The organism is [Mycobacterium] stephanolepidis (genome assembly GCF_002356335.1).
Lineage (GTDB): Bacteria > Actinomycetota > Actinomycetes > Mycobacteriales > Mycobacteriaceae > Mycobacterium > Mycobacterium stephanolepidis.
The window spans coordinates 4,110,530-4,134,547 of record NZ_AP018165.1; the positions used below are offsets into that span (position 1 = coordinate 4,110,530).

The window sequence follows — 24,018 nt, forward strand, 5'->3', positions numbered from 1 at the left end:
TAGTGACCATCTTGAATGTGAGGCAGCTCACAATCAAGAGCTAGGCCACCGGCGTCTGGTCAAGAATCACGCGGGTAGCCAATTCCGCACTCTGCGCTGCCCCACCGATGGTCGAGGGAAAGTCGGTCGCGGTCCAGTCACCCGCCAGCGCCAGCCCACGCACGCTCGTGCGCTGCGGCGGACGGGCGCCCGCAGTTCCGGGACGCTCGCTGTAGGTGGCACGCGGCATCCGCACCACCTTGGCGTGCACCAGTTCGGCATCACGCGCGGCCGGATAGTAGTTGCGCAGGAAGCGCATACACGTTTCGATGATCTCGCTACTCGACGACAGCGAGTTCAATGCATACGCGGCGCTGACCGTGATCTCGTACGAGTACAGCCCACGTTCACTACCGTCGTATCCCACCATCTTCTGCCGATCGAAGACCTGCTCGACCACGCCCTCACCACCCACAAGAGCATCAAGGATCGTCGTCAGCCCGAGCGACTTGTTGAGATACAGGTAGACGCTCACCAGCGGAGCGGGAACGAGCTTGGCCGCCGCACTGTACAGCTGCTGGTGGCCGGGGACGGCGTCAAGTAATCCCTCCACGGCCCACGGCGGGACCGCGCAAATCACCGCGTCGGCGGGTATGAACTCGCCATCGGTCAGCGATACACCAGAAACAGCGTTGCCGTGCAAAACGATTGATTTGACTCCGGCGCGCCCCCGCACCTCGCAACCGTGATTGGCGAGCACCTTCTCGGCACCGGTGACGAACAGCGAGGTGAAGTCGACCGTGGAGTACAGCAATGTTCCATTGCGGGCCGCCCCGCGTCCCCGACGGGCCATGGTGACCAGCAGATTCCGGAAAGCGCTGGCGGAGATCAGATCCGGCTTCTCGTTGTGCGCACCGATGATCAAGAAATCAATCCAGGTGTCGCGCGCGACCTTCGGCATTCCGATGCGGTCGAGCCACTCTCGCGCGGTGATGGCATCCAAGTCACCCGGTGGGCGAACACAATCCCTCACGATCCGCAGATAAGCCCGCCATACCCGAAGCCGATCCCCGATACTCGCCGCGGGCAGCCACGCGAAGGTGCGGAACAGCGAGGTATCGTCCACCTCTCCCCCGGGCAGCAGCCGCCGCGCATAGGTTCCCGACTCAGCGGCCAAAAGATCTCGCGCCCCGATGGTTTCAAGGTAACGCAACAGCTCTTCCATCGAGCCGGACATGACGTGTACACCATTGTCGGCGACGTCGTCGACCTGAGGTATCTCGATGGAATGGGTGCGCCCACCGAGGGTGGCCCGACGTTCCAACAGGGTCACCCGGAACCCCGCCTCAGCCATCCACACCGCCGAGGCCAGCCCCGCCACCCCGGCCCCGATCACCACGCAGTGCCGGGAAGTGTCAATCACGCGCGGCACCCAGTCCGTGCGTGATGTAGTCGGCGAAGTAGCGGCGCACCGCCGCCGGATCCGACAGATCGATCACGATGGGCGGCAGCACTTCGATGCTCATCAGGGTTCTGATGATCCACTCCGCGGCCTCCTCCGGGACGACGCGCCCGGGAATCTCCTTACGCTCCTGCGCTTCCCGGATGCGGGGCGTCCAGAACGCGACCGAGCGCGCCATCAGGTCCTCGCCGCGCTCGTCCAGGATGAGATCCAGCAGATCGGTGGTGTGCAGGGCGAGATGATCCGTCCACCGACGGTGCTCGCAGATTCCCGCGGCGGCGGCCGCGACCTGATCGACCAGCGTGGTCTCCGCCCCCACCGCTGCGGCGAAGAATTCGATGAATGCATCTGCGAGATAACCGAATGCGGTGTCGATGGCTGCCTGCTTGCCGCCGAACCAGTTGTACAGGGTGCTTCGGGATACCCCGGCCTGCTCGGCCGCCGCGGACAGGTTGAACCGCTGCATTCCCGATCGCACCAATGTCATGGCGACTGCGGCCACGATGGGCTCGGGGATGTCCTCGCGGGGACTATCGGACGTGGCCACCTTCATGTTGGACACAATATGAAAAAGTGTCCAACTCGTCAATGATCGTTTTCGCGGGCCGGCCCGCGGCGGTTAGGCGGGTACGCAGATGATGACCGGGATATCCCGGTCGGTGTTCTTCTGATACCCGGCATAGCCGGGGTTGGCCTTGACGATCGTCGGCCACAGCGCGGCCTTCTCTTCGGGCGAGGCGGTGTGCGCCGTGAACGGACGCGCGACATCGTCGACCGCGATCTCGACGGCCGGATTGGCCACCAGGTTCTTGTACCAGGCCGGGTTTTCGGACCCTCCTCCGTAGGAGGCCACCAGCACCACCTTGCCGGGTTCGTAGATCGGTGCGGTCAGCAGCGTGCCGCGGCGCTGCCCGGTCTTACTGCCGATGGTGTACAGCTCCACCGGCTGCATTCCCAGCAGTTTCTTGGGGTACCGGCCGCCGGTCAGCGCAAGCACCGCCCGGTGTCCGTTCTCCAGGAACCAGGCGCCGGCCCGGATGGCCCAATCAGGTTGTGTGCTCACAGAAGTGCTCCTTAAACCGGTTCACAGATGACCACCGGGATATCCCGGGTAGTGCTGCGCTGATATCCCGCGTACGGGTTGCCGAATCCTCGGGTGATATCCGGCCAGAGCTCGGCCTTCTCCTGCGCCGAGGCGGTGCGTGCGATGTACGGCTTGGTCTGTCCGCGCACGGTGATCTCGACGTTCGGATTGGCGACGAGATTCAGATACCACGCGGGATTGTGCGAGGCCCCGCCGAGCGAGGCGATCACGACAATCCGCTCCGGCGTGAAGATGGGCGAGCTCAACAACGAGGAGCGACGTTCACCGGACTTACGCCCGATGGTGTGCAGCTCCAGGGTGGGCATGAAACCGAGCTTGTGCGGCCAGCGGCCACCGGTCAGCTTCAACAGGGCGCGGTGCCCGTTCTCCAGCACCCATGCGCCGCCCTCGGCGGCCCAGTCAGGCGTCTTCTGCTTGTCACCCATGGTCGGCACCCCTCCAGTCGAGTAGCCCGATCAGTTTACCGGCACCATGGCCAACTGGCGAGACTGCACCACCAGAGCGCCCTCGGAGTCGATGACCGTGTGTTCAGAGTCAAACCAATGCTGGCCGATCTGGTTGGTGCTGCACAACACTCGCAGCCAGCCGTCCGAAGGCAGTGTGCGCAGATACGTGGTCAGCTGCACGGTGGGCGCCCAGCCGAAACGCCCCAGCGGGAACGTCACCGGTACCGAGATGTCGCCGCACACCAACGCGAACAGGCCGTCGGGCGCCATATCGCGCGGCCGTGCCCACAGCACGATCTCGGGCTTACCCCGCTCGCTGAGGTCGCTCATCGACCGCAGTGAGGGGCGGACGTCGAATCCGCCGAACAGGTGGAAGATCTCCCCCATCGGATGGCCCTCGGCGATCGGGGCCACCCCCGGCGGAGGTTCGGCGGGCAGCTGGGTGAGCGCGGGCGGCAGGGCCGTCAACAGCGGGCCCACGTGCTGCTCGGGGGTGCCCAGGGTGACCACGGCATGCACCGCGGTGCGGCCGTCCTGGACGAGTTCGGCATCGACGAGCGAGATCTGCCGTCCCCGCTTGCGCACCGACGTGCGCACCTGCATGTCACCGGGCGACGGCGCGAACAAATAGCTTGCGCTGACGGCGATGGGCTCGCTCTCGCCGAGCGTCTCGCGCGCCGCACCGGCAAGCAACGCGAGCATGACGCCACCGTGCAGCTTGGGTCCGATGGTCCAGGTGTCATTCAGGTGCGCGTCAAACAGGCCGTCGCCCGCGGGGGTGAGGGCCATTGCTTGCGCGAAGGGAGCGTTAACCACGCCGCCTATCGCACCAGATGGGTTCTGGCGAACTCCAGCGACTCCCTCAGAATCGCCTCGCGCTGGTCCTCGGTGCGTGCGGCCGAGGTGTGCACCTCGAGCACAACCTGCCCGGTGAAGTCGCCGGCCGCCAGCTCCCGGCATACCTGCGCAACTGGCTGAGTTCCCTTGCCGGGCACCAGATGTTCGTCGACCGACGCGCCGGTGCCATCGGTGAGATGCAGATGCGTGAGCCCAGATCCCATCCGGCGCATCATGTCCACCGCATCGGTCCCGGCGGTTGCGGTGTGCGACAGGTCAAGGGTGTAGTGCGCGTGATTGGCATCGGTCGGATCGAACGACGGCGCAAAGGCGGATACTCCGATTCCAGGTCTGCCACCACGGCGCTTCATACGCTCCACCGATGTCTGCCCGGCACCGAACAGACGGTCGGCCCGCAGCGGGAACATGTTCTCCACCGCGACGTGGACATCACTCGAGTCCTCCAGCGATGCAACCTGTTCGGCGAAGCCTTCGGCGTACCGGCGCTGCCACCGAAATGGCGGATGTACGACGACGGTTTGCGCACCCAGTTTTTCGGCGGCCCGAACGCTGCGTTCCAGCTTGGGAATCGGGTTGGCACCCCAGACGCGCTGCGATACCAGTAGGCACGGGGCATGCACGGATAACACCGGCATGTCGTACTTGCGGGAGAGTTTCGCGACGGCGCCGACATCCTGACTCACCGCCTCGGCCCACACCATGAGCTCGACACCGTCGTACCCGAGCCGCGCGGCGTACTCGAAAGCTGCTTCGGTTTTGAGTGGATACACCGAGGCCGTTGACAGACCAACCTTGATCGCAGGGCGCACGGTTGGATAACGCTACCTAATCAACCGCTTGCAGCATGAGCACGAGGGGGCCGAAGGCGATCAGGGCTCCCACCACGATCGCGATCAGGATGCTCGCCAGGTCGACCGTCTTGCGGATCACCCACAGCGAGGCGACCAGAATTGCGATGAACAGCACGCCGAGGAGCAACGCGAAGCCCTGGTTCCAGCTCCACAGTTCCCGGAACACGAAGAACAGGCCCGCGCCCGCGGCGGCGGCCAGCAGGTACTGCGCGGCAATCCAGCTGCCTTGCAGGTAGGTCTTGATCTTCTCCCGGCGGTCGGCCTTGGCCTCAGCCTTGGATTTGTCGGAGTCGGCGGCCGCAAGCTGGCTGATCTCGGGCTCGGACGGGTCACCGTGCGCGCCGACAAGCTCCTGAAGCTCGTGCTCCAGCCGATAGTCGTCTTCCTGATCCTCGAATTCGTCGTCTTCGACGTCCTGCTCGGCATCGTGCGACGTCCACTCGACGGCGCGACCGTACTCGTCGTACTCGTCGTCCTCGTACTGCGCCTCATACTCCGCGTAGTGCTCGGCCTCCGGTTCGGGCGAGGGCTCCGGCTCGGGCTGTGAGACGGCCGCGGGCTCAGGTTGCGGCTCGGGCGTGACGGGCTCGGGCTCGGGCTCCGGGCGAGATACCGGGGGGACCGGAACTGCGGTGGGCGGTGGCCCCGCGGGTACCGCGGGAGCGACTGCTGCCGGCGCCGGCGCGGGTGCCGGTTCGGACGTGGGTGGCTCGGCGGTGACCGGGGAGATGACACCGGTCGCGTCGTTGAAGTCGATGGACTTGCGCGGTTCCCCCGGCCGGGCGACGGGTGTGGGGGTCGGCGGGAAGATGCTCCGAAGCGGTGACGCCATCGAGGACGGCTGAGCCAGCGCCGGGGCTTGCGCAGCCGCGGTGCCGCGGCGGGCGGCCTCATCGGCCATGCTGTCGCCACCGAACAACGCGTCCTCGTTGGAGCGCAGGTAAGAACGCGCTCCCGCCTCGGGCGCCTTGGGAGCCTCAGGCGCCTTGGGAGCCTCGGGCGTCGCCGGCGATTCCGGAGCGGGCGACGGCGCCGGGTTGGGGCGCGCGCGGCCACCCTTCTTGTCACGGATGACGGGAATCTCACCGGTCAACTCGGCCACCGGGATGGCGTCGGCGTTGCCGCGCATCCGGCGGCGATGGCCGCTGATCTTGCCGTCGGCGGCGCCATTGCGCGCCAGCAGCTCGGCAACCGATACCGGCCGCTGCGTGTCGTCTGAGTCGGTCATGTCCTCTCCTACCGTCCGAGGCTAAGCGGGACGGGGTCAGTCAACGAGTGCAGTGCCATCGGCTTCGCTATCCAGCTTGCGCAGAATTAGCCCTTCGCGCAGAGCCCACGGGCAGATGTCGACCGCCTCTAACGACAGAGCACGCATGCTTGCCTCCGCGACGAGTGCTCCGGCGACGATCTGAGGCGCCCTGTCGACACTGACTCCCTCCAACTCTGCACGGTCTGCGGTAGTCATTCGCGAGATGAACGCGATCAACTGACGCAGTCCGCTTGCTGTAAGTGTCCTCTTAACTCGTGGTCCTGCGCCGGAAGGTGCAGCACCGGTGAGTCGCGCAAGCGACCGGAACGTTTTCGAGGACGCTACGGCCAGGTCGGGCACCCCTGCCGCCGCCACCTGCTTGGCAGCGTCCACCAGTTCCGATTCCAGCCAGTCACGCAGCATAGCGACGCGACGGCGTCCCGGCGGATCTTCGGCCAACCACTCTCGCGTCAACCGTCCGGCCCCCAGAGGCAAAGACAACGCGATGTCTGGTTCTTCGTCGACACCGCAGGACAGCTCCAGCGAGCCACCGCCGATATCGAGGTTGATGATGCGTCCAGCGCTCCAGCCGTACCAGCGCCGCACCGCCAGGAAGGTCAGCCGCGACTCGTTGACACCGGAAAGAACGGCGAGATCCACGCCCGTTTCCTTCTTGACACGTGTCAGCACCTCATCGGAGTTGGTGGCGTCCCGAACGGCCGACGTGGCGAACGCCATGATCTCCGCGCAGCCGGAGCTGCGGGCAATCTTGGAGAACTCCTGGATGGTGTGCACCAGGCTGTCGGAGCCCTTGCGGGTGAGCTTGCCGGACTCATCGATGGCCTCGGCCAGACGTAGTGCCGCCTTGGTGGAACTCATGGGTGTGGGGTGTCCACCCCGTCGGGCATCGACCACCAACAGGTGCACCGTGTTGCTGCCGACATCCAGCACGCCTAATCGCACGCAGCACACGTTAGTGGGTCTACCGTTTACATCTGTGACGACGCTGCCAAAACAGCCCTTTGGACGTGACGCCTCCCTCGACGGCCAGGAGGTGGAGCTCGACTTCGCCCGCGAGTGGGTGGAGTTCTACGACCCGGAGAATCCCGAGCATTTGATCAAGGCCGACATGACGTGGCTGCTATCACATTGGACCTGTGTGTTCGGCACTCCGGCCTGCCAGGGCACGGTTGCCGGACGGCCCGACGACGGTTGCTGCTCGCACGGGGCGTTTCTGTCCGATGCCGACGATCGGGCGAAGCTGGACGACTCGGCGAAACAGCTCACCGATGAGGACTGGCAATTCCGCGAGAAGGGGCTGGGCCGCAAGGGCTACCTGGAGAAGGACGAGCTCGACGGGGAAAAGCAGTGGCGCACACGCAAGTACAAGGGTGCATGCATTTTCCTGAACCGTCCCGGCTTCGCAGGCGGCATCGGCTGCGCCCTGCATTCCAAGGCCATCAAGCTGGGTGTCGAGCCGCTGACGATGAAACCCGAGGTGTGCTGGCAGCTGCCGATTCGGCGGACGCAGGCCTGGGTGGACCGTCCGGACGGTTCGCAGATCCTGAAGACGACGATTACCGAGTACGACCGTCGCGGCTGGGGTGAGGGCGGCGCCGACCTTCATTGGTACTGCACGGGAGACCCGGCCGCACATGTCGGCAAGAAGCAGGTGTGGCAGTCCTACGGCCCCGAGTTGACGGAGCTTCTGGGAGAGAAGGCCTACGCGGAGCTGGCTGCGATGTGCAAGCGCCGCAGGGGGCTGGGACTGATCGCGGTGCACCCGGCGACCGTTGCCGCGGCACCCCACTAGTGCCTCAGAGGCCGGCGAAGAGGTCGGTCTCGGGCGCGCTCGTCGAGACGCGGGTGTGTGCGAGTTCGAATTTCTCCGTCGGCCATAGTTGTTGCTGCCAGGTCCAGGGCACCAGGAAGAAGGGCCCGCTGGGATCGACTTGCGATGCGTGCGCCCGCAGTGCCCTGTCGCGGACGGGGAAGTATTCGGCGCAGGAAACTTCGGTGGTCACCCGCCGCCCTCGCAGCCGCCTGGTGAGCGGGCTCACGCGCCGCACCCAACCGGGGACCGCGACATCGCCTGCTCGCGGATCCTTGGGTGCTGCATCAGATCTGCGTCGGCTGAGGATCCGCTCCACCCGTCCCGCGAGCTTCACCATTGCCGGTGTCACCCGGACGATTTCGTGGAAGTAGTAGAGCTTGCGCACCTCCTCACACGCCTCATACGCGGCGACGGCCAGCTGGTGACAGCGAATGTGGTCGGGGTGTGGGTAGCCGCCGCACTCGTTGTAGGTGATCATCACGTCCGGCCGGAAGCGCCCGATCACCTCGACAAGGCGGGGCACCGATTCGGCCAGTGGCACCCGGGCGAACCCGTCCTCGGGTAACAGCCGTGGGTCGAGTTGCAGGCCCGAGTCCATAAAGCCCAGCCAGTGATGGTCAACACCAAGGGTTTTTGCCGCGAGCGCCATTTCCTCACGACGCACATCCGACAGGTTCTCGTGGTTACCCGGCAGGTTCATCGCCGGGTTGAGAATATCGCCGCGCTCGCCTCCGGTGGCCGTGACAACCAGCACGTCGTGCCCTTCGGCCGCGTACTTGGCCAGAGTCGCCGCGCCTCGGCTCGACTCGTCGTCGGGGTGGGCGTGCACCGCCATCAACCGCATGCTCTCAGTGGACCACAATGCCCCTGCGATGCACCTGCCCGGTTGGGGCCGCGGTTCAGCCGGTGCGCTGCGGGCCCCGCACCGGCAGCTCGCGGGCGAGCCCGCCCAGGCCGAACCAGAAGATGGGTTTGAGGATCGCGGCAACCGGGCGAATCGCGATATGCGATCCCGGAATGTTCGTCAGGTACCTCGGCGCGCAGGCCAGTGTCCAGTCGACGGTGGCCTTACCGGGATCGGACTCGGGGACCACCCGGTACTCCTCGCACCACGACCCGAACACCGGCAAGGTGGCGTCCAACGCCGTGTATCGCATGACGCGGGGAGCGTCGAAGTGAATGATCTGTTCGTGCTGGGCGAACACCATCCAGGAGTGGATGTACATCTGGAAGTCCCGTACGGTGCCCGCGGTCGGTGTGATGTCCTGCGGATACCGGCAGCCCCAGACAGATGGCAGCCACGACCACATCCGGTCGCCCGACACCACCCTCCATACGTCCTCGGGTGGCGCGTCGAAAGTGCGCCGGACCCGGGTCACGAACGGTGCGGTGGCGAAGAACTCCTCGACCCCGTCGACCGGGATGGGGACTGCGTCAAACCGCATGTTCGATCTCCTTCACCGGGCTGTTAATCCGCCTGAATTCGTAAGCGCCTGAAGGGAATTGGACACTGCGCCGGTAGGACTGCAGGACCGTCCACGGACGCACGTAGGGGGTATCCCCCTGCGAGTTGATGAAATAGCTGTTAGATCCGGCGCAGTTCACCGTGAAGTACCGATTCAAGTTGGCGCCACCGCGGGCGATGCTCGCCTGGAAGTCGTCCAGCGCCTCCTGGGTGACTTCGACCCAGCTGGCTCGTTTGGCGCGAGCGAGTTGGATGACGGCCCCGATGTGGCGCATCGAGTTCTCCAGGATGTAGTGGAAGCTGGTGCCGGCCCAGGAGTACGGACCGACCAGCATGAACCGGTTCGGAAGACCCGGCACCGATGTGCTTTGGTATGCCTGCAGCCCGTTGTCACGGTAGAACTCGGCGAGGTCAAACCCCTTGGCGCCCGATACGGTTCCCACCCGGTAGGTTTCGGGATCGGAGAACATCTCGTATCCGGTGGCCAGCACCAGAATGTCAACGGGGCGTTCGACACCCGCCTTGTCGACGATGCCCGTCGGGGTGATCCGGTCGATACCGTTCGATACCAATGTCACGTTCGGCCGGTTGAAGGTCGGTAGGTAGTCCGCCCCCAGCGTGCCGCTGGTGCACCCCGCCCCGAACCGCGGCCGCAGCTGCTCACGCACCTCGGGATCATTCACCTTGTGCCGGAGCCAGCCGCGATACGCCCAGAGCGCCACCCTGTCGAAGACCGCTGCGCCCACCCGGAACAACGGCTTGGGAGTGTAGATCAGAACCCGTAAGCCAAGTTCTATGCCCGCCAACGCAATCCCGTTGACTGTGTTGGCGAAACGGCGCCCCGCCAACAGCCGCTGCAGTGGGCGCGGCATCCGGAAATCTGGTTTCGGGAAGTACCACTGCGGCGTCCGCTGGTACACATCGAGGTGCTCGACCTCGCCGGCAATGGCCGGTGCTATCTGCACGGTGGAACTTCCCACGCCCACAATTCCGACCCGCTTGCCGCGCATGTCCACTTCGTGTTGCCATCGGGACGGCACCTGGATCGGACCGGCGAAGGTGTCCAGCCCCGGGATATCCGGGGCCGTTCGCGGGTTGATGTAGGCACCTATCGCGCTGATCAGGAACCGCGACGAGATGACCTCACCGTCGGCGGTATGCACCTGCCAAAGGTGGTTCTCTTCGTCGAATACCTCTTGCTCGACACACGTACCGAACCTCGCGTGGGCGCGCAGTCCGTGCTCGGCGACCAAATCCAATGCGTACTGCTGTATTTCGGCTCCGGTGGCGAAGAATCGTTGCCAGTCCCCCTTCGGCGCGAAGGTGAACTGGTAGGCGACAGTCGGAATGTCGGCACCCACCCCGGGGTAGGTGTTGCGCAACCACGTGCCACCGAAGTCCTCGTCCCGATCGATGATGACGAAGTCTTCGATACCCATCTCGAGTAGCTTGATGGCCGCACAGATGCCACCGAGCCCGGCACCGATGATGGCGACTTCGTAGTCGGGTTCGTCATGCGGACCCATGGCTGGATCCATGGTTCGTTTCACGGCACGTTCCTTCCATTACTTGCGGCATACACACGGCTCATCCCCACCCGCCCGGCTCGCTTATTTAATAGACTGACATGCCATTCGCTAAATAACAAGTCCCACCCGGCGCATGGTGCTGCACAAACTCGCACATCACAGGCCTATGCGTGACCAGAAGTATCCAGTACTATCCGTTTCACTAATTTTGAATCAACCGATGTGCACTGGAGGGACCGTGGGCAACCAGCCAGATCTGACGCTCGCCGAGATGTTCGTGGATCCCACCCGGATCACACACTCACCCACCCGCGAGCACGGCTATCTCGACGTCCTCGGCCCCGAAGACGATGAGCCGGTGTCCCTGGCCAACCGGTTCATGCAGAGCCGGCTGCTGGCGGCGATCTACGAGCGTGCTTGGCGTCCGATGTTCACCCGTGGGTTCAGTTATGGCGGCAAGAGCACCCTCAAGGCCCACACCGCATTGATGGGCGAGATCGCCGGCCGCGGCGATTTGAAGATCCTCGATGTCGCATGCGGTCCCGGCCTGTACACCCGCGAACTCGCCGCACAGCTCGGGGACGACGGTGCGTGCATCGGCCTGGACCTGTCGGGCCCCATGCTGCGGCGGGCAGTGCGCGACAACTCGGCCGAACACATCGACTACATCCGCGGGAGTGCGCACGCACTTCCCTTCGCCGACGCGACATTTGACACCGTGGTGTGCCTCGCAGCGCTCTATCTCATCCCGGATCCCGAACAGGCAGTGCGAGAGCTGTGCCGGGTCGCCGGACCGAGCGGCCAGATCGTGATCTTCACATCCCTGCGCACCCCGGCGGCATCGCTACCGGGTGTCACCGGAGCCATGCGCATCGGCGGCTTCCGCGCGTTCGGTCGCCAAGAAGTCACCGGGTGGCTACGTGCTCAGGGGTGGACCGATATCGACCAAACACTCACCGGCCAGGGGCAATTCATCCGTGCCCGCCGTGAGGTCGCTCTCCGTATCGCGACCTGACGGCGGGCCGCCACCTACTTCTTGTTGGGCACCAGTTTGATGAGGTCGGTCATACCCGCCTTGGATGCAAAGTAGCGGGTTAGGCCCGGCGCCAACCGGTTGTTGAGATATTGCAGCCTGGCCTCGGGTGTCACGGGCACAACCTGCTTGTTCTTACGTACCGCATTCACGATCTGGCGCGCCACCTTGTCGGGGCCGTAGCGACGCATCGCGTACGCCTTATCGCCGGCCTGCTGCATACGCGCCTCTTCCTCGGCATCTACACCTGAAATCTTGGTGTTGGCAACAATATTGGTGTGCACCACGCCGGGGCAGATCGTGGTGACACCGATATTGTCCGCGGCGAGGTCGGCGCGCAGGCAGTCGGAGAACATGAACACGGCGGACTTACTCGTCGAGTACGCGGTGAAGGCCTTCTGCGGGCTGTAGGCAGCCATGCTGGAAAGATTGACGATGTGCCCGCCCAGTCCGCGTTCGGCCATCTTCGCGCCAAACGCTCGGCTGCCGTTCACCACTCCGAACAAGTTGATCTCGATAACACGGCGGAACTCCTCCGAGGGTGTGTCCAGGAAACCGCCCGCGGCACCGACTCCGGCGTTGTTCACCAGGATGTCGGGCACGCCGTGCCGCTTGACCACCTCCTCCGCGTGCGCGTTGACGGCGTCCTCGTCCGCGACGTTGAGCCGGTAGGCATGCGCCACACCGCCGCCCTCTTCGATGAGTGTGACGGTCTCGTTGGCACCGTCGAGGTTCACATCCGAGAGCACCACCTCAGCGCCCTGCCGGGCGAATTCGAGGGCGGTCTCCCTGCCGATACCACTGCCCCCTCCGGTGATGACCACCAGCTGGTCTTCGAACGGCTTGCGGCTCTTACCCATTTCTGCCCTCCGTAGTGCGCGGTCGGGCTCCTTGCCCGATACCGCGTCGATGAGTTCGACAGCCGCCGCGGCGAGCACATTCGGGTGCGAGAACGGCAGCCAATGGCCACCGTCGACCACTCGCCGCCACGTCCGCTGATTCCACTTGAGCTCGTCGTCGTAGTTCGACTGGCGCACCGCGGGATCACGGGTGCCGACAATCACCTGGACGGGCACACCGGTGTGCCGGTCCTGCGGGTGCAGCATCGCCGGTAGTGCATTGGCCCGGTAGACACGCAACGTCCTGGTGATATCACTCATGAACGTCGGCCCGAGGTGAATTTGCTCTGCAGGTGCACCTTCGGCGACGGACAGTCCAGCACGCCAACGGTTTTCGTTCATAGTGAGCTTGAGCAGAACATTGGGAATGACGGGGGTCATGGACCCGAACATGTACAGCAACGAGCCAATCTGCCCGAGGGCAAGCGCCACATTCTTCGGAGTGGGGCTGCTCAGTCGCGAGCGCACCCACCGGCTCATGTGATGTGCAGAGGGTCCGGACACGGAGGTGAACGAGGAGAACCGATGTTCCAGGTCGGGATTGCAGATGGCTTCCCACATAGCGACACTGCCCCAGTCGTGGCCCAGGACATGCACGGGCTTGTCGGGGCTCACCGCATCCGCGACCGCAACGTAGTCGCCGGCCATCGCGGCGAGCCTGAAGTCACGGAAGCTCTTGGGGTTGGTGCTCTTTCCCGCGCCGCGATTGTCAATGGCAACCACACGGAAGTGGTCCCTGAGCAGCGGCACGACGCCGTCCCAGAGATGATGCGAATCGGGCCATCCGTGCACCAGCAGCAGGGTCTCCCCATCGGGGTTGCCCTGAATGAAGTACGCGACGTCGATATCCCCGTTGCGCACCACATGCTCGGTGACGACGTCGTTCGTCATTCCGTCCGCGCGCTCAGTCGTAAGTGTCATCCCATATCTCCGTTCTTAGACGTCCAGTACCAGTCGCCCGCCGTCGGCACGAGACACACACAGGAGCATCTGGCCTTCGGCGCGCTGAGTTTCGGTCAAGAGGGTGTCGCGGTGATCGGGGTTGCCCGCGAGTACCTTGACCTTGCAGGTTCCGCAGAAGCCCTGTCTGCAGGAGTACGGCGTGCCGGGCCGGGCCGCGAGAACCGCATCTAATGCACTGTTCTGCGGCCCGACGTCCAGCACCGGGCCGCCACCGCCCAGCTGTACCTGGAATGGCACCCCATTCTCGATCGGCGGTGCCGAGAATCGCTCGAAATGCAGCTCAGCGCCGGGATACTCGGCGACCGCATCGCGAATCACCTTCAGCATGGGCCCGGGACCGCAGCAATACACCGCCAGATCGGGGTGCAATGGCGGCAGCAGATCGGCCGCCGTCGGCACCCCATCCTCGTCGTCGGTACGGATGGTGATCCGCTCGCCGTATCGGGCCAGCTCATCTCGAAAGGGTATGGATTCCTCACTGCGTCCGGCGTAGGTCATGGTCCACGGCAGTCCACGCTCTGTGGCGATCGCCAGCATGGGCAGAATCGGTGTGATGCCGATGCCCCCGGCCACGAAATGGAACTGGCGGACCCCGGCGTTCAGGTGACCGGTAGTGGCCAGCGGGAAGGCGTTTCGCGGCCCCGTGACGCCGAGCACGTCCCCGATGCGCACCGCGTCGTGCAGCTCGATCGATCCCCCCTTGCCTTCGGGTATGCGTCGGACCGCAATCCGGTATCGGTGCCGGTCGCGCGGGTCACCGCATAACGAGTACTGACGCACAGCCCCCGACGGCAAGGTGACGTCCAGATGTGCGCCCGGGCGCCACCTCGGCAGCTCGCCTCCACCCACAGCGGCTAGCGTAAAAGCAACCACGTCTTGGTCAGCAGCGACCACCGAGCGTTCCCGGACAACCAGATTCAGCGAGCGGTTCACCCATGTGGGTTGACGCACCGGGCCCAGCAGAGGACTCAGCCGCAGCACAGCGGGCAGCGTCCTGCCCAGTGCGGCGACGGCGGGCGGCCCCACGACGTCAAGGACCTTCATGCCCCAGCCCAGAGGGTGGCGTCCCGTCGGGGCCGCCACCGGGAGCGCCCGCGTCATGCCGCGGCCGCGGCTTTGGCCGCCGGAGACTTGGCAAGATACGCAACCGCCTGCGCCGTGTCCCCGATCGATTCCGGAGTGAATCCGGGCCGCAGAAAGCTGCGGAAACCCTCCCCCAGGACACTCCATTTCAGCGTGGCGCCGCGCTTCATCGCCCTGTTGGTCTCGCGTAGCCAGCGGGCCAGGCTCACCTTCGGCAGGTCCGGATCGGCACGGGCGAGCAGCCAGCTGAGCAAGATGAGACCCACGGGGATTGTCGCGCAGGAGCCGATGAAGTACGCCAGCATCCGGGGACGCCCGACCCCGAGGTGCCGAGCAAGATCCCAGGCCACACTGCGGTGTTCGACTTCCTCGGCGCCGTGCCAGCGGAACATGTCGGTTATTACCGGGTCCGCACCGTAACTCTCGAAGTCGAAGTTGAGCAGCCAATCTCCCGCGGTGGCGGTCAGGTGTTCGATGCCCGCAATGATGGCGATGCCTTCCACCATCACGCGATAACGCACCTTCGACGGGAGCCGATCCAACTGCAGTGTGAAGGTGTCGAGCACACGGTCGGTCAGATCGTGCAGCGGCTGTGCATCGATACCGTGCTGACCGAAGTACTGCAGCAGCGCTTTGTCGTGTGTGTCGGAGTGCAGCTGCTCCTGACCGATAAAGCCGATGACCTCTTCACGCAGCTTCTCATCTTTGATATGCGGCAGCGCCCGGCCGAACACCTCGACAAAGAACAGCTCGCCGGCAGGCAACATGAAGTTGAGTGCCGACAGCGCGTGTGAGGCCACCGGCTCATCCGGGATCCATTGCAGCGGGGAGTTCGAGAAGTCGAATGTGACGTTGCGGGCATGCAGCGCCACGTCGCCGATGTCTGATGTGTCGTTCATCTGTCTACCTCCGTGCTGCCGTGGGCTTTCGAGCCTCCTCGACGCCACCTTGGCGCGGAAGCAGATTCAGATCATCCAGCTTGCCGAGCGCCCAGGCTCCCCATCGCTCGGCTCGCTCGATCGAGAACGCCTGGGTGGTACGACGGTTGATTCCCGGTGCGACTCGGCCTAGGACATACCCGAGCCATGCCTCGGTGCGCACCGGCACCACCGCCAGGTCGTACTTCACCGCGCGCATGACGGCGCGCGCCACCAGGTCGGGGCTCATCGGGGAAAACGGCAGGCCGGCCGCGAACTCCTGCACCCGGAGCATGATTTCCTTACCCCGCTCGACCATGGCTTGGTCCACACCCACAGTTATCCCGTTGATTCCGATATTGGTGTTGATGAATCCTGGGCAAATTGCGCTGACACCAACACCTTTCGGTCCGAGTTCCAAACGCAGGCATTCGGTGAGCATCTTTACCCCGGCCTTGGACACCGAGTACGGCGCCATCACCGGCGTCGGCGTGAAGGCCGCTGCCGAGGCGATGTTGACAATATGCCCGCTGCCGCGTTCGACCATCTGCTCGCCGAAAACCCGGCACCCGTACACCACTCCCATGAGGTTCACCGATAGCAACCGGTCCCAATCGGCCGGGCTGAGTTTCAGAAATGCCCCGCCCAAGGCGATTCCCGCGTTGTTCACCAGCACGTCGGCCACCCCGTGATCGGCGAGTACGTCCCGCGCGAAGGTTTCCCACCGGTCGAGATCGGTAACGTCCAACTGCACCGCCGACGCCGTGTTGCCGTCGGCGCGGATCATGGCCGTGGTGGCTTGAGCAGAGTCAAGATTCATATCGGAAACGACTACGTGAGCACCATTTTTGGCGAATCGGATGGCGGTGGCCCGGCCGATGCCGCTGCCGGCGCCGGTCACCACCACCAGCTGTGGCTCGAGTTTGTTGAGTTTCACCTTGGCCTCCTACCGCACGCTCTCGACAAGAACCGGAGCCTGACGCTCAGTGTGTTTGGCCGCCGCACGCTCACCCAGACGCTCGAATCTGTCGATACCGAACGGTGCCATCAGTCGCCTGTTCACGGCCGGGAACGCCCGCGACAGGAAGTACCCCAACCACGATTCGAGCTTTACCGGAACCACCACGAGGTCCAGGCGGACCGCACGAGTGACTGCCCGCGCGACCAGGTTGGGGCTCATCGGCGTCCACGGCAGCTTCTCGGTGACATCGCGCATTCTCTGCATGCTGCGCCGGCTTGCATCGACGATTTCCTGGTCGACGCCCACCATGGTGCCGTGCACACCGATATTGGTGTTGATGAATCCGGGACACACCGCACTCACGCCAACACCCTTGGGGCCCAATTCAAGCCGCAGGCATTCGGTCAGCATCTTCACCCCGGCCTTGGACACCGAATACGGTGCCATCACCGCAGTCGGTGTGTACGACGCCGCCGAGGCAATGTTGACGATGTGGCCTCCACCGCGCGCGACCATCTGCTCACCGAAAACCCGGCACCCGTGCACCACACCCATCAGATTCACGGACAGCTGTTTGTCCCAGTCCGCGGCGCTCAGCTTCAGGAACGGGCCGCTGACCACAATTCCGGCGTTGTTCACCAACACGTCCGCCACGCCGTGCTCGATCGACACATAGCGCGCTACATCCTCCCAATGGGCGGGGTCGGTGACATCGAGCTGCACAGCCGATGCGTTGCGCCCCTCCTCATGGATCAGATCCACTGTCTCATTGGCGGTGTCCAGATCCAGGTCGGTAACCACCACGTAAGCACCGCGTTTGGCGAATCGGATCGCGGTCGCTCGCCCAATGCCGCTCCCCGCTCCGGTCACCACCACCAACCGGGGTTCCAGCGGATTGTTTCTCATGCACTCTCGCCGACTGTCGATGCCACGATCTCGGGAACTACAGAACCCGTTGAATAGCGATACACGTCGAGGTTGTAATGCTGGTTCTGCCAGTACATCTCGCCGTGCGTCGTAGGCCGGAACGGCGAGTCGCCATTCTGATCCAGGTAGTACGTATTAGAACCGGCACACACATCGGTGAACAGGAAATTCTTCTCCTGCCGCTTCAGGCACTTCTCGAAGTATTCGTCGTGGGCCTCCTGCCGGATCTCACAGACGGTGGCCCCACGACGCTTGGTCTCGGCGATGGCCCGCGCCAAGTGTGCCGATGTCGCCTCGATCATCCACAGGTAGGAGCCCAGAACAAATCCATACGGCCCGGTGATGGAGAACATATTGGGGTACCCGGGTACCGAAACCCCTTGGTAGGACTGGAAACGGTGCTTGTCCCAGAAGTCGCCGAGATTTCGCCCGCCGCGCCCGAGGACGGGGAACGGCGGCACCGAACCCTTGTCCCACAGCTTGAATCCCGTCGCACAGATCAGCACGTCGACGTCGTGTTCAACACCGTCCACCGTACGCACTCCGGCGGGTGTCACGCATTCGATCGATTCGGTGATCAAACTGACGTCACTTCGGTTGAACGTCTTGAGGTACTCATTGGACATCGACGGACGCTTGCAGCCCAACCCGTATTGGGGAATCAATTTCTCCCTGATGACAGGATCATTGACCTGCTCGCGCATCCACCGGCGCATCGGCGCCTCGCCGGCACGGCGAACTGCGTTGATCAGCCACGCCGGGCCTGCCACCTGACCGCTCATCGCGAGTTCGATGCCGACCGTCGCAACCGATCGGATGGCAGAGCGAATGCGCCTATTTCCCAGCACCATCCGCCCTAACGATCCGATTTCGAGATCGAACTTCGGCCCCACCCAGATTGGCGTGCGCTGGAATACCGTGAGATGGCTGGTGTCGTCGACGATGGCCGGAACCAACTGCAAGGAGGTCGCCCCGGTTCCAATCACCGCGACGCGTTTACCCTCAAGCGCCACATCGTGATCCCACAGGGCGGTATGCAGGAGCGTCCCGGCGAAGTCGTCGACTCCCGGAATATCGGGCATCTTCGGACGTTCCAAGCCGCCGACCGCCATCACGCAGTATCTGGCGGTAATCTCCTTGCCACCATCGGTAGTCAATCGCCACAGGCTGTTTCGCTCGTCAAACTCCGCACGGATGATGCTGGTCCCTAATCGCAGCTTCTCGCGCAGCCCGTACTTGTCCACCATGAAATCGGCGTAATGCTGCAACTCGTCCCCCGGCGCGAACAGACGCGACCAATCGCCACGTTGTTCATAGGAGAAGCTGTACACCACCGACGGGATGTCAACCGCGACAACTGGATAGGTGTTCGCATGCCAGGTGCCACCCACCTGGTCCCATTTATCGATGATGACAAAATCGTGGATACCTTTGCGTTGCAACGCAATACCGGTCCCGATTCCACCGAATCCAGCGCCGATCACCGCTACCTCGTGATCTGGCTGTGCCAGTTCAGCCGTCGTTGAATGCCGTGCGGCAGTGCTCACCGTTCGCGTCTCCTTTGACGTGTCGCGGGCTACTTGAGATGGTCGACGAGAATGCCCTTGGTCCCGAAAAGCTCTTTCTGCCAACGGTCCAGCAGTTCCTCGGTGTTGATGTCGTCGGGATGAAAGCCCGATCGCAGATACTTGCGGACATCGCCCAGGATTCCCTTGAACAACGGACCGCCGAAAAGTCCCCGCGCTTCTTTCATCAGCCGAAGCGGTTGACGCCGCGCGACCGGATCGGACAGCAGCGAGCCCGCCAGGATGCCGAGCGTCAGCGGCGGGACGAGGGTCATCGCGGCCAGCGTGAGCCCGATCCGCATCGTCTCGGTACCGCCAACCGCGCGATACACATCGAACGCCACCGACTTGTGCTCCAGCTCCTCCAACGCATGCCAGTTCAGCAGATGCCAGACCTCGGGATCGCCCGGAATGGCCTGCACCTCATCACTGCCCAGCAGCCGCTCGGCAAGGATCGCAGTCATGTGCTCGGCCATCGCAGTGAACGCCAGATGCGCGCGGGCGGGGAGCATGTTCTCGAACCGGATCAACCGGTCGACCTGCTTCTGCGAATCCCACCACGCGATGGGGTAGCCCATTTCGATCAGCTTCTCGTTGACGCGGCGATGCTCCTGCCCGTGTACCGATTCCTGCCCGATGAATCCCGCGACACGCTTCTTGAGCACCGGATCGGTGATCTGGTCGGAGAACCTGCGCACCGAACGGATGAATCCCTCTTCACCGGGGGGAAAGCATCCGGAGAGTCCCGCGACGAAGTGGCTGTAAACGATGTCGTCTTCCACGAAGTACTTGTGGGCATTGCCGTCATCGCCGAAACGAAATCTGATCCGCCGGGTCTTGGGGTACGCCGCAGCCGTGCTCACCATGTCATCACTCCCTTGTGACGGTAAGTTACTAGTACTCGAAGTACTACCTGGAGTACACCATAAGACGGTGGCGGCATGAGGCGCAATACGCCGCGGCGGATGAAATGGGCCCACACATCGGTGGGCCGATCAGCGATCGACCCAGCAGGACAACACAAGAAGGCGCCCTAGAGCGGGGCCGGAAGCTATTCGACAGATACGAGGACGGGTTCGTCCGGATTCAGCTCGACGCCACGGGCCTTGGCCGATGCGGCGAGCCCACCCCACACGTAAACCACCAGCTCGTCGACCAGGGTCTCCTTGCTGATGACCGGCTCATCGAACCAGCGCAATACGGCAATACCCGTGGAGGCCAGCATCGCGTCGATCACGTACTCGATGTGATCGGCGTTGCCGCCGCGGGAGCTGAAGACCGACCCCACCAGCTGGGCAATGGCATCGGACAACGGGCGCCCGCTCTCGATGAGCGATGTCGCATTCGCATACTGAACGCTCAACAGAAAGCGCACGAGGTTGGGCCGCTCATCGACGAGGTCGACATAGCCGGCCAGCCCTGAGCGGAAAAGTTCGAGCAGACTGACGGACAGGTCGATGTTCGAGACCAAACGCTCGACAACCAACTCCTGGACGCGCATCGCCACCGCGGCGAAGAGGGCTTCCTTGTCGGTGAAGAAGCGATACAGCTTGGGCCGGGATATCCCCGCGGATTTCAGGACGTCGTCGATCGAGAGGTCGGGACCGAGCTCGTCGATCGCGTTCAGGGTGGCCTCTACCAATTCCGCGCGAACCTTCGCACGGTGCTCACGCCACCGGTCGACGCGCGCATCACCGGTCAGCTCAGGAAGGCCGCGATCGGGATACACCTGCGTTGACACGACCACATCGTAGACCGAATAGCTGGGCGTCCGAGGCGCATAGCACCACGTAGGAGGACCGATCTTCGCCGTGACAGATCATGACAAGTAACCCTCGCCATACCGCCAGCAAATAATGCGGTTACCGCGACCGGATCGCGCACCCTAGATGGAGGTATGGACCATCTGTACCCCACCTCGGTATATTTATCCGACATACAGTTCAGCTAATGAAGCTGGTTGTGACTGCGCCCGAATGCGAGGCGGCAAGTTAGTGCATTTACCAAAATATTTGCCAGGAGTGGTTACTGTATTCGCGTGGCCAGCACCAACGGAGACCGGCGAGGACCGGGCCGCCCGCCGAACCCACAGCGTGCACGGGAACGCCAGCGCACCCTGACCGAGGCGGCCGCACTGGAGTTCGCCGAGAAGGGCTACCACAAGGCCAGCATCACCGACATCACCCAGCGCGCCGGCGCTGGGCGCGGCACGTTCTATCTGTACTTCGATACCAAACGCGATGCGCTGGACGCGGTGATCGACAGTTACTTCCAGAGAACGCTCGCCGCGGTGAATGACACCAGCGACCTGTCGGGCAATGCGGGTGACTTTGAACAGCATCTGCGCACGGTCTTCACCCGCCTGTTCGACATGCTGGACAACAGCCCCGAGATTATGCAGGTCATCCTGCGTGAGGGCTTGCTCGACTCGGCGATGACCAAACGCATGTTCGGCATCCTCGACCTCATCGAGTCCGTCAACATCATCATCATCGAACAGGCGCGCGTCGACGGCACCATCACCTCGGCCGTCGACGCCACTTTCCTGGCGCACGCCATCACCGGGTTGTCGATGGCGGCCACCCTCAAGGCCGTCCGAGGCGAGCTCACGGGCGATGCGCGCGAGGCATACATCGACTCGTTTATCGAGCTGGTGCGGTCGATCACGACCATCCCCCCCGCACTCGCAAATTCTTGACAATTCGCGTCCCAAGATCTGGCACCTCCGCTAGCCTCTGCCCTAGCCAATAAACTGACCACTGAACCAGTGAATTGCTAGAGGACCGGGTCGGGGGACCTCCGACAGCCTCGTCATGACTGCGCCTCAACCGGGACGCATGGCACGCCCGCGTGCGCGGGCACACGCTACGACCTGACGATCGCGGCAACCCCACGCTTGACATGGACCATGACCTACACCACACTAAGCCACCGACTGTTATCTGGGGTACTAGATACCTACTGTTACACATTTGTCCATTAAGCGGGCTGTTCGTCGAGGTCGGGCCCGAAATGAGAAGCCAAAGGAGCCACTGTTGAACTCAGCCGTGAGTCAAGTGGTGGCCGAGACGCGGGCAGAGCCCGCTCCGGTGGACTGGTTCGAAGACTCCGATGGTGAATCCGACAGCAAATCAAGTGTGGACGGCGGGTCCGGTTCTTCCTCCTGCGGAGCGTTCCAGCTACTCGATCGCGCCCCCGGAATCATCAGGCGGCCCGCTGAATATGTGATCTCCCAGACCGATTCGATGCTGAAAACGCTCGGACGTTATGTCGATCTGGTTGCGCAATCTTTCGCATTTCTTATCAGCGACATCGTCCGGCTGCGCCATCCGTGGCAGGACACCGTGATCCAGTCCTGGTTCATCCTGACGGTCACGGTCGTTCCGGCGATCCTGGTGTCGATCCCATTCGGTGTGATCGTCGCCATTCAGGCGGGCAGCATCATCTCGCAGGTCGGCGCCTCGTCTATCTCCGGGGCCGCCGGTGGCCTGGGCGTTATCCAGCAAGGCGCGCCCATCGTCGCGGCCCTCCTCCTTGGTGGAGCCGCCGGGTCGGCCGTCGCCACCGACCTCGGCGCCCGAAGCATCCGGGAAGAGGTCGACGCCATGCGGGTCATGGGCGTCAATCCCGTACAGCGCCTGGTAACCCCGCGACTGGCGGCGATTCTCTTCGTGTCACCGCTGTTGTGCATCTTCATCATCTTCGTGGGTATCTTCGCCGGCTACCTGGTCAACGTGGGTTTTCAAGGCGGCACGCCCGGCAGCTACCTGTCCTCGTTCGCCGCATTCGCCAACGTCAACGACGTCACCGTTGCGGTTCTCAAGACCTGGCTGTTCGGTGTCGTGGTCATCCTCGTGGCCTGCCAGCGCGGTTTGGAAGCCAAGGGCGGCGCACGAGGTGTCGCCGATGCCGTCAACGCCACCGTGGTGATCGGCGTGGTCACCGTCATGGTGCTCAACACAGTGATCACCCAGATCGTCGCAATGTTCATGCCGTCGAAGGTGGGCTGAGAATGGCAACGTCCCGTCCGGCCCGGTACTTCCCCGACGAACTGCCCGCGGCCGCCAGGTCGATCTGGAACTTCACCAAGGGGGCAGGCGGCTCCGCCGAACATCTCGGCCACCAGATCACGTTCGTCGGCCTGGTGCTGGCCGCGATACCGCAGACCCTCAAACGCTATCGGCGACAAACCGGCGTCCTGCTCGTCGATATGACCTGGGGCAGCGGCTCGATCATCGTCGGCGGCGGGGTCATCGGCGTGCTGGTCTTCATGGGCATCGCGGTGGGCGCATCTGTTGGGATCGTTGGCTTTTCGACCCTGGACATGGTGGGCATGGGATCTCTCACCGGATTCATCTCCGCCTACGTGAACACCCGGGAAATGGCACCGATGATCGCCGCCATCGGATTCGCCGCACAGGCCGGATGCCGGATGACCGCCGAGATCGGTGCCATGCGCATTTCCGAGGAGATCGACGCGCTGGAAGCTCAGGGCATCAGATCCATTCCGTTCGTGGTCACCACCCGAGTGATCGCCGGCGTCATCATCATCGTTCCGCTGTATGTACTGACCTTGCTGCTGGCCTACGGCTCCTGCGCCTTCATGGTGTTCTTCGTCCACAACCAGTCGCAGGGCGTGTACAAGCACTACTTCGACTCATTCGTCCATCCGATAGACGTGCTCTATTCGGTGATCAAGGCCGTCGTGTTCGTCGTCATCATCATCGCCATCCAGTGCTATCAGGGCTATTACGCCGGCGGTGGCCCCGAGGGCGTCGGGATGGCCTCCGGTCGCGCCATCCGGGCCTCCCTGGTAGCGATCGTCCTTTTCGACATGCTCCTCACGTTGCTCTTCTGGGGCAACAATCCTGGAATTCAGATATCGGGGTAAT

The 24,018-nt window shown here is 63.7% G+C and carries 24 protein-coding genes; 5 read left to right on the top strand and 19 right to left on the bottom strand.

Features of this window, described 5'->3' with window-relative positions:
* Positions 1-40: 40 nt before the first annotated feature.
* The 8 genes from MSTE_RS20580 to MSTE_RS20615 all read right to left on the bottom strand — a co-directional run bounded on the left by MSTE_RS20580 (position 41) and on the right by MSTE_RS20615 (position 6,913).
* Complete coding sequence (locus MSTE_RS20580; protein WP_231896933.1) at positions 41-1,402, bottom strand: hydroxysqualene dehydroxylase; 1,362 nt, start codon at positions 1,400-1,402, stop codon at positions 41-43.
* Complete coding sequence (locus MSTE_RS20585) at positions 1,395-1,994, bottom strand: TetR/AcrR family transcriptional regulator (protein ID WP_096503990.1); 600 nt, start codon at positions 1,992-1,994, stop codon at positions 1,395-1,397. Before MSTE_RS20585 ends, MSTE_RS20580 begins: the two co-directional genes overlap by 8 nt.
* Before the next feature lie 66 nt (positions 1,995-2,060).
* Positions 2,061-2,504: a nitroreductase/quinone reductase family protein gene (locus MSTE_RS20590; RefSeq protein WP_096503992.1), complete on the bottom strand. Its 444-nt coding sequence runs from the start codon at positions 2,502-2,504 to the stop codon at positions 2,061-2,063.
* Between the two features lie 11 nt (positions 2,505-2,515).
* Positions 2,516-2,971, bottom strand: coding sequence for a nitroreductase/quinone reductase family protein (locus MSTE_RS20595; protein WP_096503994.1), 456 nt, complete (start codon positions 2,969-2,971; stop codon positions 2,516-2,518).
* A gap of 30 nt (positions 2,972-3,001) precedes the next feature.
* Positions 3,002-3,808 (bottom strand): thioesterase family protein, encoded by an 807-nt coding sequence (locus MSTE_RS20600; protein ID WP_081252300.1) that lies wholly within the window; start codon positions 3,806-3,808, stop codon positions 3,002-3,004.
* A gap of 5 nt (positions 3,809-3,813) precedes the next feature.
* Positions 3,814-4,659, bottom strand: coding sequence for a sugar phosphate isomerase/epimerase family protein (locus MSTE_RS20605; protein WP_030096477.1), 846 nt, complete (start codon positions 4,657-4,659; stop codon positions 3,814-3,816).
* Positions 4,660-4,675: 16 nt separating this feature from the next.
* Complete coding sequence (locus tag MSTE_RS20610) at positions 4,676-5,929, bottom strand: hypothetical protein (protein ID WP_096503996.1); 1,254 nt, start codon at positions 5,927-5,929, stop codon at positions 4,676-4,678.
* 36 nt (positions 5,930-5,965) lie between these two features.
* Entirely contained in the window at positions 5,966-6,913 is a 948-nt protein-coding gene (locus MSTE_RS20615; RefSeq protein ID WP_044105077.1) for a Ppx/GppA family phosphatase, read from the bottom strand.
* A 34-nt stretch (positions 6,914-6,947) separates the two neighbouring features.
* Between MSTE_RS20615 and MSTE_RS20620 the strand changes: the two genes are divergently transcribed.
* Positions 6,948-7,763, top strand: a complete 816-nt coding sequence (locus MSTE_RS20620; protein WP_078308532.1) for a hypothetical protein — start codon at positions 6,948-6,950, stop codon at positions 7,761-7,763.
* A 4-nt stretch (positions 7,764-7,767) separates the two neighbouring features.
* Here the strand turns inward: MSTE_RS20620 and mca are convergent, their stop codons facing one another.
* The 3 genes from mca to MSTE_RS20635 are packed head-to-tail and all read right to left on the bottom strand — an operon-like array spanning position 7,768 to position 10,787.
* Positions 7,768-8,628 carry a mycothiol conjugate amidase Mca gene (gene mca / locus MSTE_RS20625; RefSeq protein WP_162291477.1) on the bottom strand — a complete coding sequence of 287 codons (861 nt, stop codon included), beginning with the start codon at positions 8,626-8,628 and terminating at the stop codon, positions 7,768-7,770.
* Between the two features lie 55 nt (positions 8,629-8,683).
* Positions 8,684-9,229 (bottom strand): SRPBCC family protein, encoded by a 546-nt coding sequence (locus tag MSTE_RS20630; protein WP_046254798.1) that lies wholly within the window; start codon positions 9,227-9,229, stop codon positions 8,684-8,686.
* Positions 9,219-10,787 (bottom strand): flavin-containing monooxygenase, encoded by a 1,569-nt coding sequence (locus MSTE_RS20635; RefSeq protein WP_193442109.1) that lies wholly within the window; start codon positions 10,785-10,787, stop codon positions 9,219-9,221. Before MSTE_RS20635 ends, MSTE_RS20630 begins: the two co-directional genes overlap by 11 nt.
* A gap of 262 nt (positions 10,788-11,049) precedes the next feature.
* Between MSTE_RS20635 and MSTE_RS20640 the strand changes: the two genes are divergently transcribed.
* A complete protein-coding gene (locus MSTE_RS20640) occupies positions 11,050-11,793 on the top strand; it encodes a class I SAM-dependent methyltransferase (protein WP_231897133.1) in 744 nt (247 codons plus the stop codon).
* Positions 11,794-11,807: 14 nt separating this feature from the next.
* Here the strand turns inward: MSTE_RS20640 and MSTE_RS20645 are convergent, their stop codons facing one another.
* The 8 genes from MSTE_RS20645 to MSTE_RS20680 form a co-directional block, all read right to left on the bottom strand.
* Complete coding sequence (locus MSTE_RS20645) at positions 11,808-13,631, bottom strand: SDR family oxidoreductase (RefSeq protein WP_096504000.1); 1,824 nt, start codon at positions 13,629-13,631, stop codon at positions 11,808-11,810.
* A 15-nt stretch (positions 13,632-13,646) separates the two neighbouring features.
* The gene (locus MSTE_RS20650) at positions 13,647-14,717 is read right to left on the bottom strand and encodes a PDR/VanB family oxidoreductase (RefSeq protein WP_162291700.1); all 1,071 of its coding nucleotides are present in this window, start codon (positions 14,715-14,717) and stop codon (positions 13,647-13,649) included.
* 53 nt (positions 14,718-14,770) lie between these two features.
* Positions 14,771-15,655, bottom strand: coding sequence for a metal-dependent hydrolase (locus tag MSTE_RS20655; protein WP_096504004.1), 885 nt, complete (start codon positions 15,653-15,655; stop codon positions 14,771-14,773).
* Between the two features lie 4 nt (positions 15,656-15,659).
* The gene (locus MSTE_RS20660; RefSeq protein ID WP_096504006.1) at positions 15,660-16,610 is read right to left on the bottom strand and encodes an SDR family NAD(P)-dependent oxidoreductase; all 951 of its coding nucleotides are present in this window, start codon (positions 16,608-16,610) and stop codon (positions 15,660-15,662) included.
* A 9-nt stretch (positions 16,611-16,619) separates the two neighbouring features.
* The gene (locus MSTE_RS20665) at positions 16,620-17,540 is read right to left on the bottom strand and encodes an SDR family NAD(P)-dependent oxidoreductase (RefSeq protein ID WP_096504008.1); all 921 of its coding nucleotides are present in this window, start codon (positions 17,538-17,540) and stop codon (positions 16,620-16,622) included.
* The gene (locus MSTE_RS20670; RefSeq protein WP_096504010.1) at positions 17,537-19,108 is read right to left on the bottom strand and encodes a flavin-containing monooxygenase; all 1,572 of its coding nucleotides are present in this window, start codon (positions 19,106-19,108) and stop codon (positions 17,537-17,539) included. Before MSTE_RS20670 ends, MSTE_RS20665 begins: the two co-directional genes overlap by 4 nt.
* A gap of 29 nt (positions 19,109-19,137) precedes the next feature.
* Positions 19,138-19,992, bottom strand: a complete 855-nt coding sequence (locus tag MSTE_RS20675) for a metal-dependent hydrolase (protein WP_096504012.1) — start codon at positions 19,990-19,992, stop codon at positions 19,138-19,140.
* A 185-nt stretch (positions 19,993-20,177) separates the two neighbouring features.
* Positions 20,178-20,873 carry a TetR/AcrR family transcriptional regulator gene (locus MSTE_RS20680; protein ID WP_162291478.1) on the bottom strand — a complete coding sequence of 232 codons (696 nt, stop codon included), beginning with the start codon at positions 20,871-20,873 and terminating at the stop codon, positions 20,178-20,180.
* Between the two features lie 291 nt (positions 20,874-21,164).
* On the opposite strand from MSTE_RS20680, the gene MSTE_RS20685 reads away from it, so the two are divergent.
* The 3 genes from MSTE_RS20685 (at position 21,165) to MSTE_RS20695 (ending at position 24,017) form a co-directional block, all read left to right on the top strand.
* Positions 21,165-21,824, top strand: coding sequence for a TetR/AcrR family transcriptional regulator (locus tag MSTE_RS20685; RefSeq protein WP_096504016.1), 660 nt, complete (start codon positions 21,165-21,167; stop codon positions 21,822-21,824).
* Positions 21,825-22,173: 349 nt separating this feature from the next.
* The gene (locus MSTE_RS20690; protein WP_096504018.1) at positions 22,174-23,136 is read left to right on the top strand and encodes an MlaE family ABC transporter permease; all 963 of its coding nucleotides are present in this window, start codon (positions 22,174-22,176) and stop codon (positions 23,134-23,136) included.
* 2 nt (positions 23,137-23,138) lie between these two features.
* On the top strand, positions 23,139-24,017 hold the full coding sequence (locus MSTE_RS20695; protein WP_096504020.1) for an ABC transporter permease: 879 nt from the start codon (positions 23,139-23,141) through the stop codon (positions 24,015-24,017).
* Position 24,018 lies beyond the last annotated feature (1 nt).

Bases quoted from the DNA above. Each gene is read 5' to 3' on its own strand.
- MSTE_RS20585 (WP_096503990.1), bottom strand. From the start codon at position 1,994: ATGAAGGTGGCCACGTCCGATAGTCCCCGCGAGGACATCCCCGAGCCC.
- MSTE_RS20595 (WP_096503994.1), bottom strand. From the start codon at position 2,971: ATGGGTGACAAGCAGAAGACGCCTGACTGGGCCGCCGAGGGCGGCGCA.
- MSTE_RS20610 (WP_096503996.1), bottom strand. From the start codon at position 5,929: ATGACCGACTCAGACGACACGCAGCGGCCGGTATCGGTTGCCGAGCTG.
- mca (WP_162291477.1), bottom strand. From the start codon at position 8,628: ATGCGGTTGATGGCGGTGCACGCCCACCCCGACGACGAGTCGAGCCGA.
- MSTE_RS20630 (WP_046254798.1), bottom strand. From the start codon at position 9,229: ATGCGGTTTGACGCAGTCCCCATCCCGGTCGACGGGGTCGAGGAGTTC.
- MSTE_RS20635 (WP_193442109.1), bottom strand. From the start codon at position 10,787: ATGGATCCAGCCATGGGTCCGCATGACGAACCCGACTACGAAGTCGCC.
- MSTE_RS20640 (WP_231897133.1), top strand. From the start codon at position 11,050: ATGTTCGTGGATCCCACCCGGATCACACACTCACCCACCCGCGAGCAC.
- MSTE_RS20645 (WP_096504000.1), bottom strand. From the start codon at position 13,631: ATGACACTTACGACTGAGCGCGCGGACGGAATGACGAACGACGTCGTC.
- MSTE_RS20650 (WP_162291700.1), bottom strand. From the start codon at position 14,717: ATGAAGGTCCTTGACGTCGTGGGGCCGCCCGCCGTCGCCGCACTGGGC.
- MSTE_RS20655 (WP_096504004.1), bottom strand. From the start codon at position 15,655: ATGAACGACACATCAGACATCGGCGACGTGGCGCTGCATGCCCGCAAC.
- MSTE_RS20665 (WP_096504008.1), bottom strand. From the start codon at position 17,540: ATGAGAAACAATCCGCTGGAACCCCGGTTGGTGGTGGTGACCGGAGCG.
- MSTE_RS20675 (WP_096504012.1), bottom strand. From the start codon at position 19,992: ATGGTGAGCACGGCTGCGGCGTACCCCAAGACCCGGCGGATCAGATTT.
- MSTE_RS20695 (WP_096504020.1), top strand. From the start codon at position 23,139: ATGGCAACGTCCCGTCCGGCCCGGTACTTCCCCGACGAACTGCCCGCG.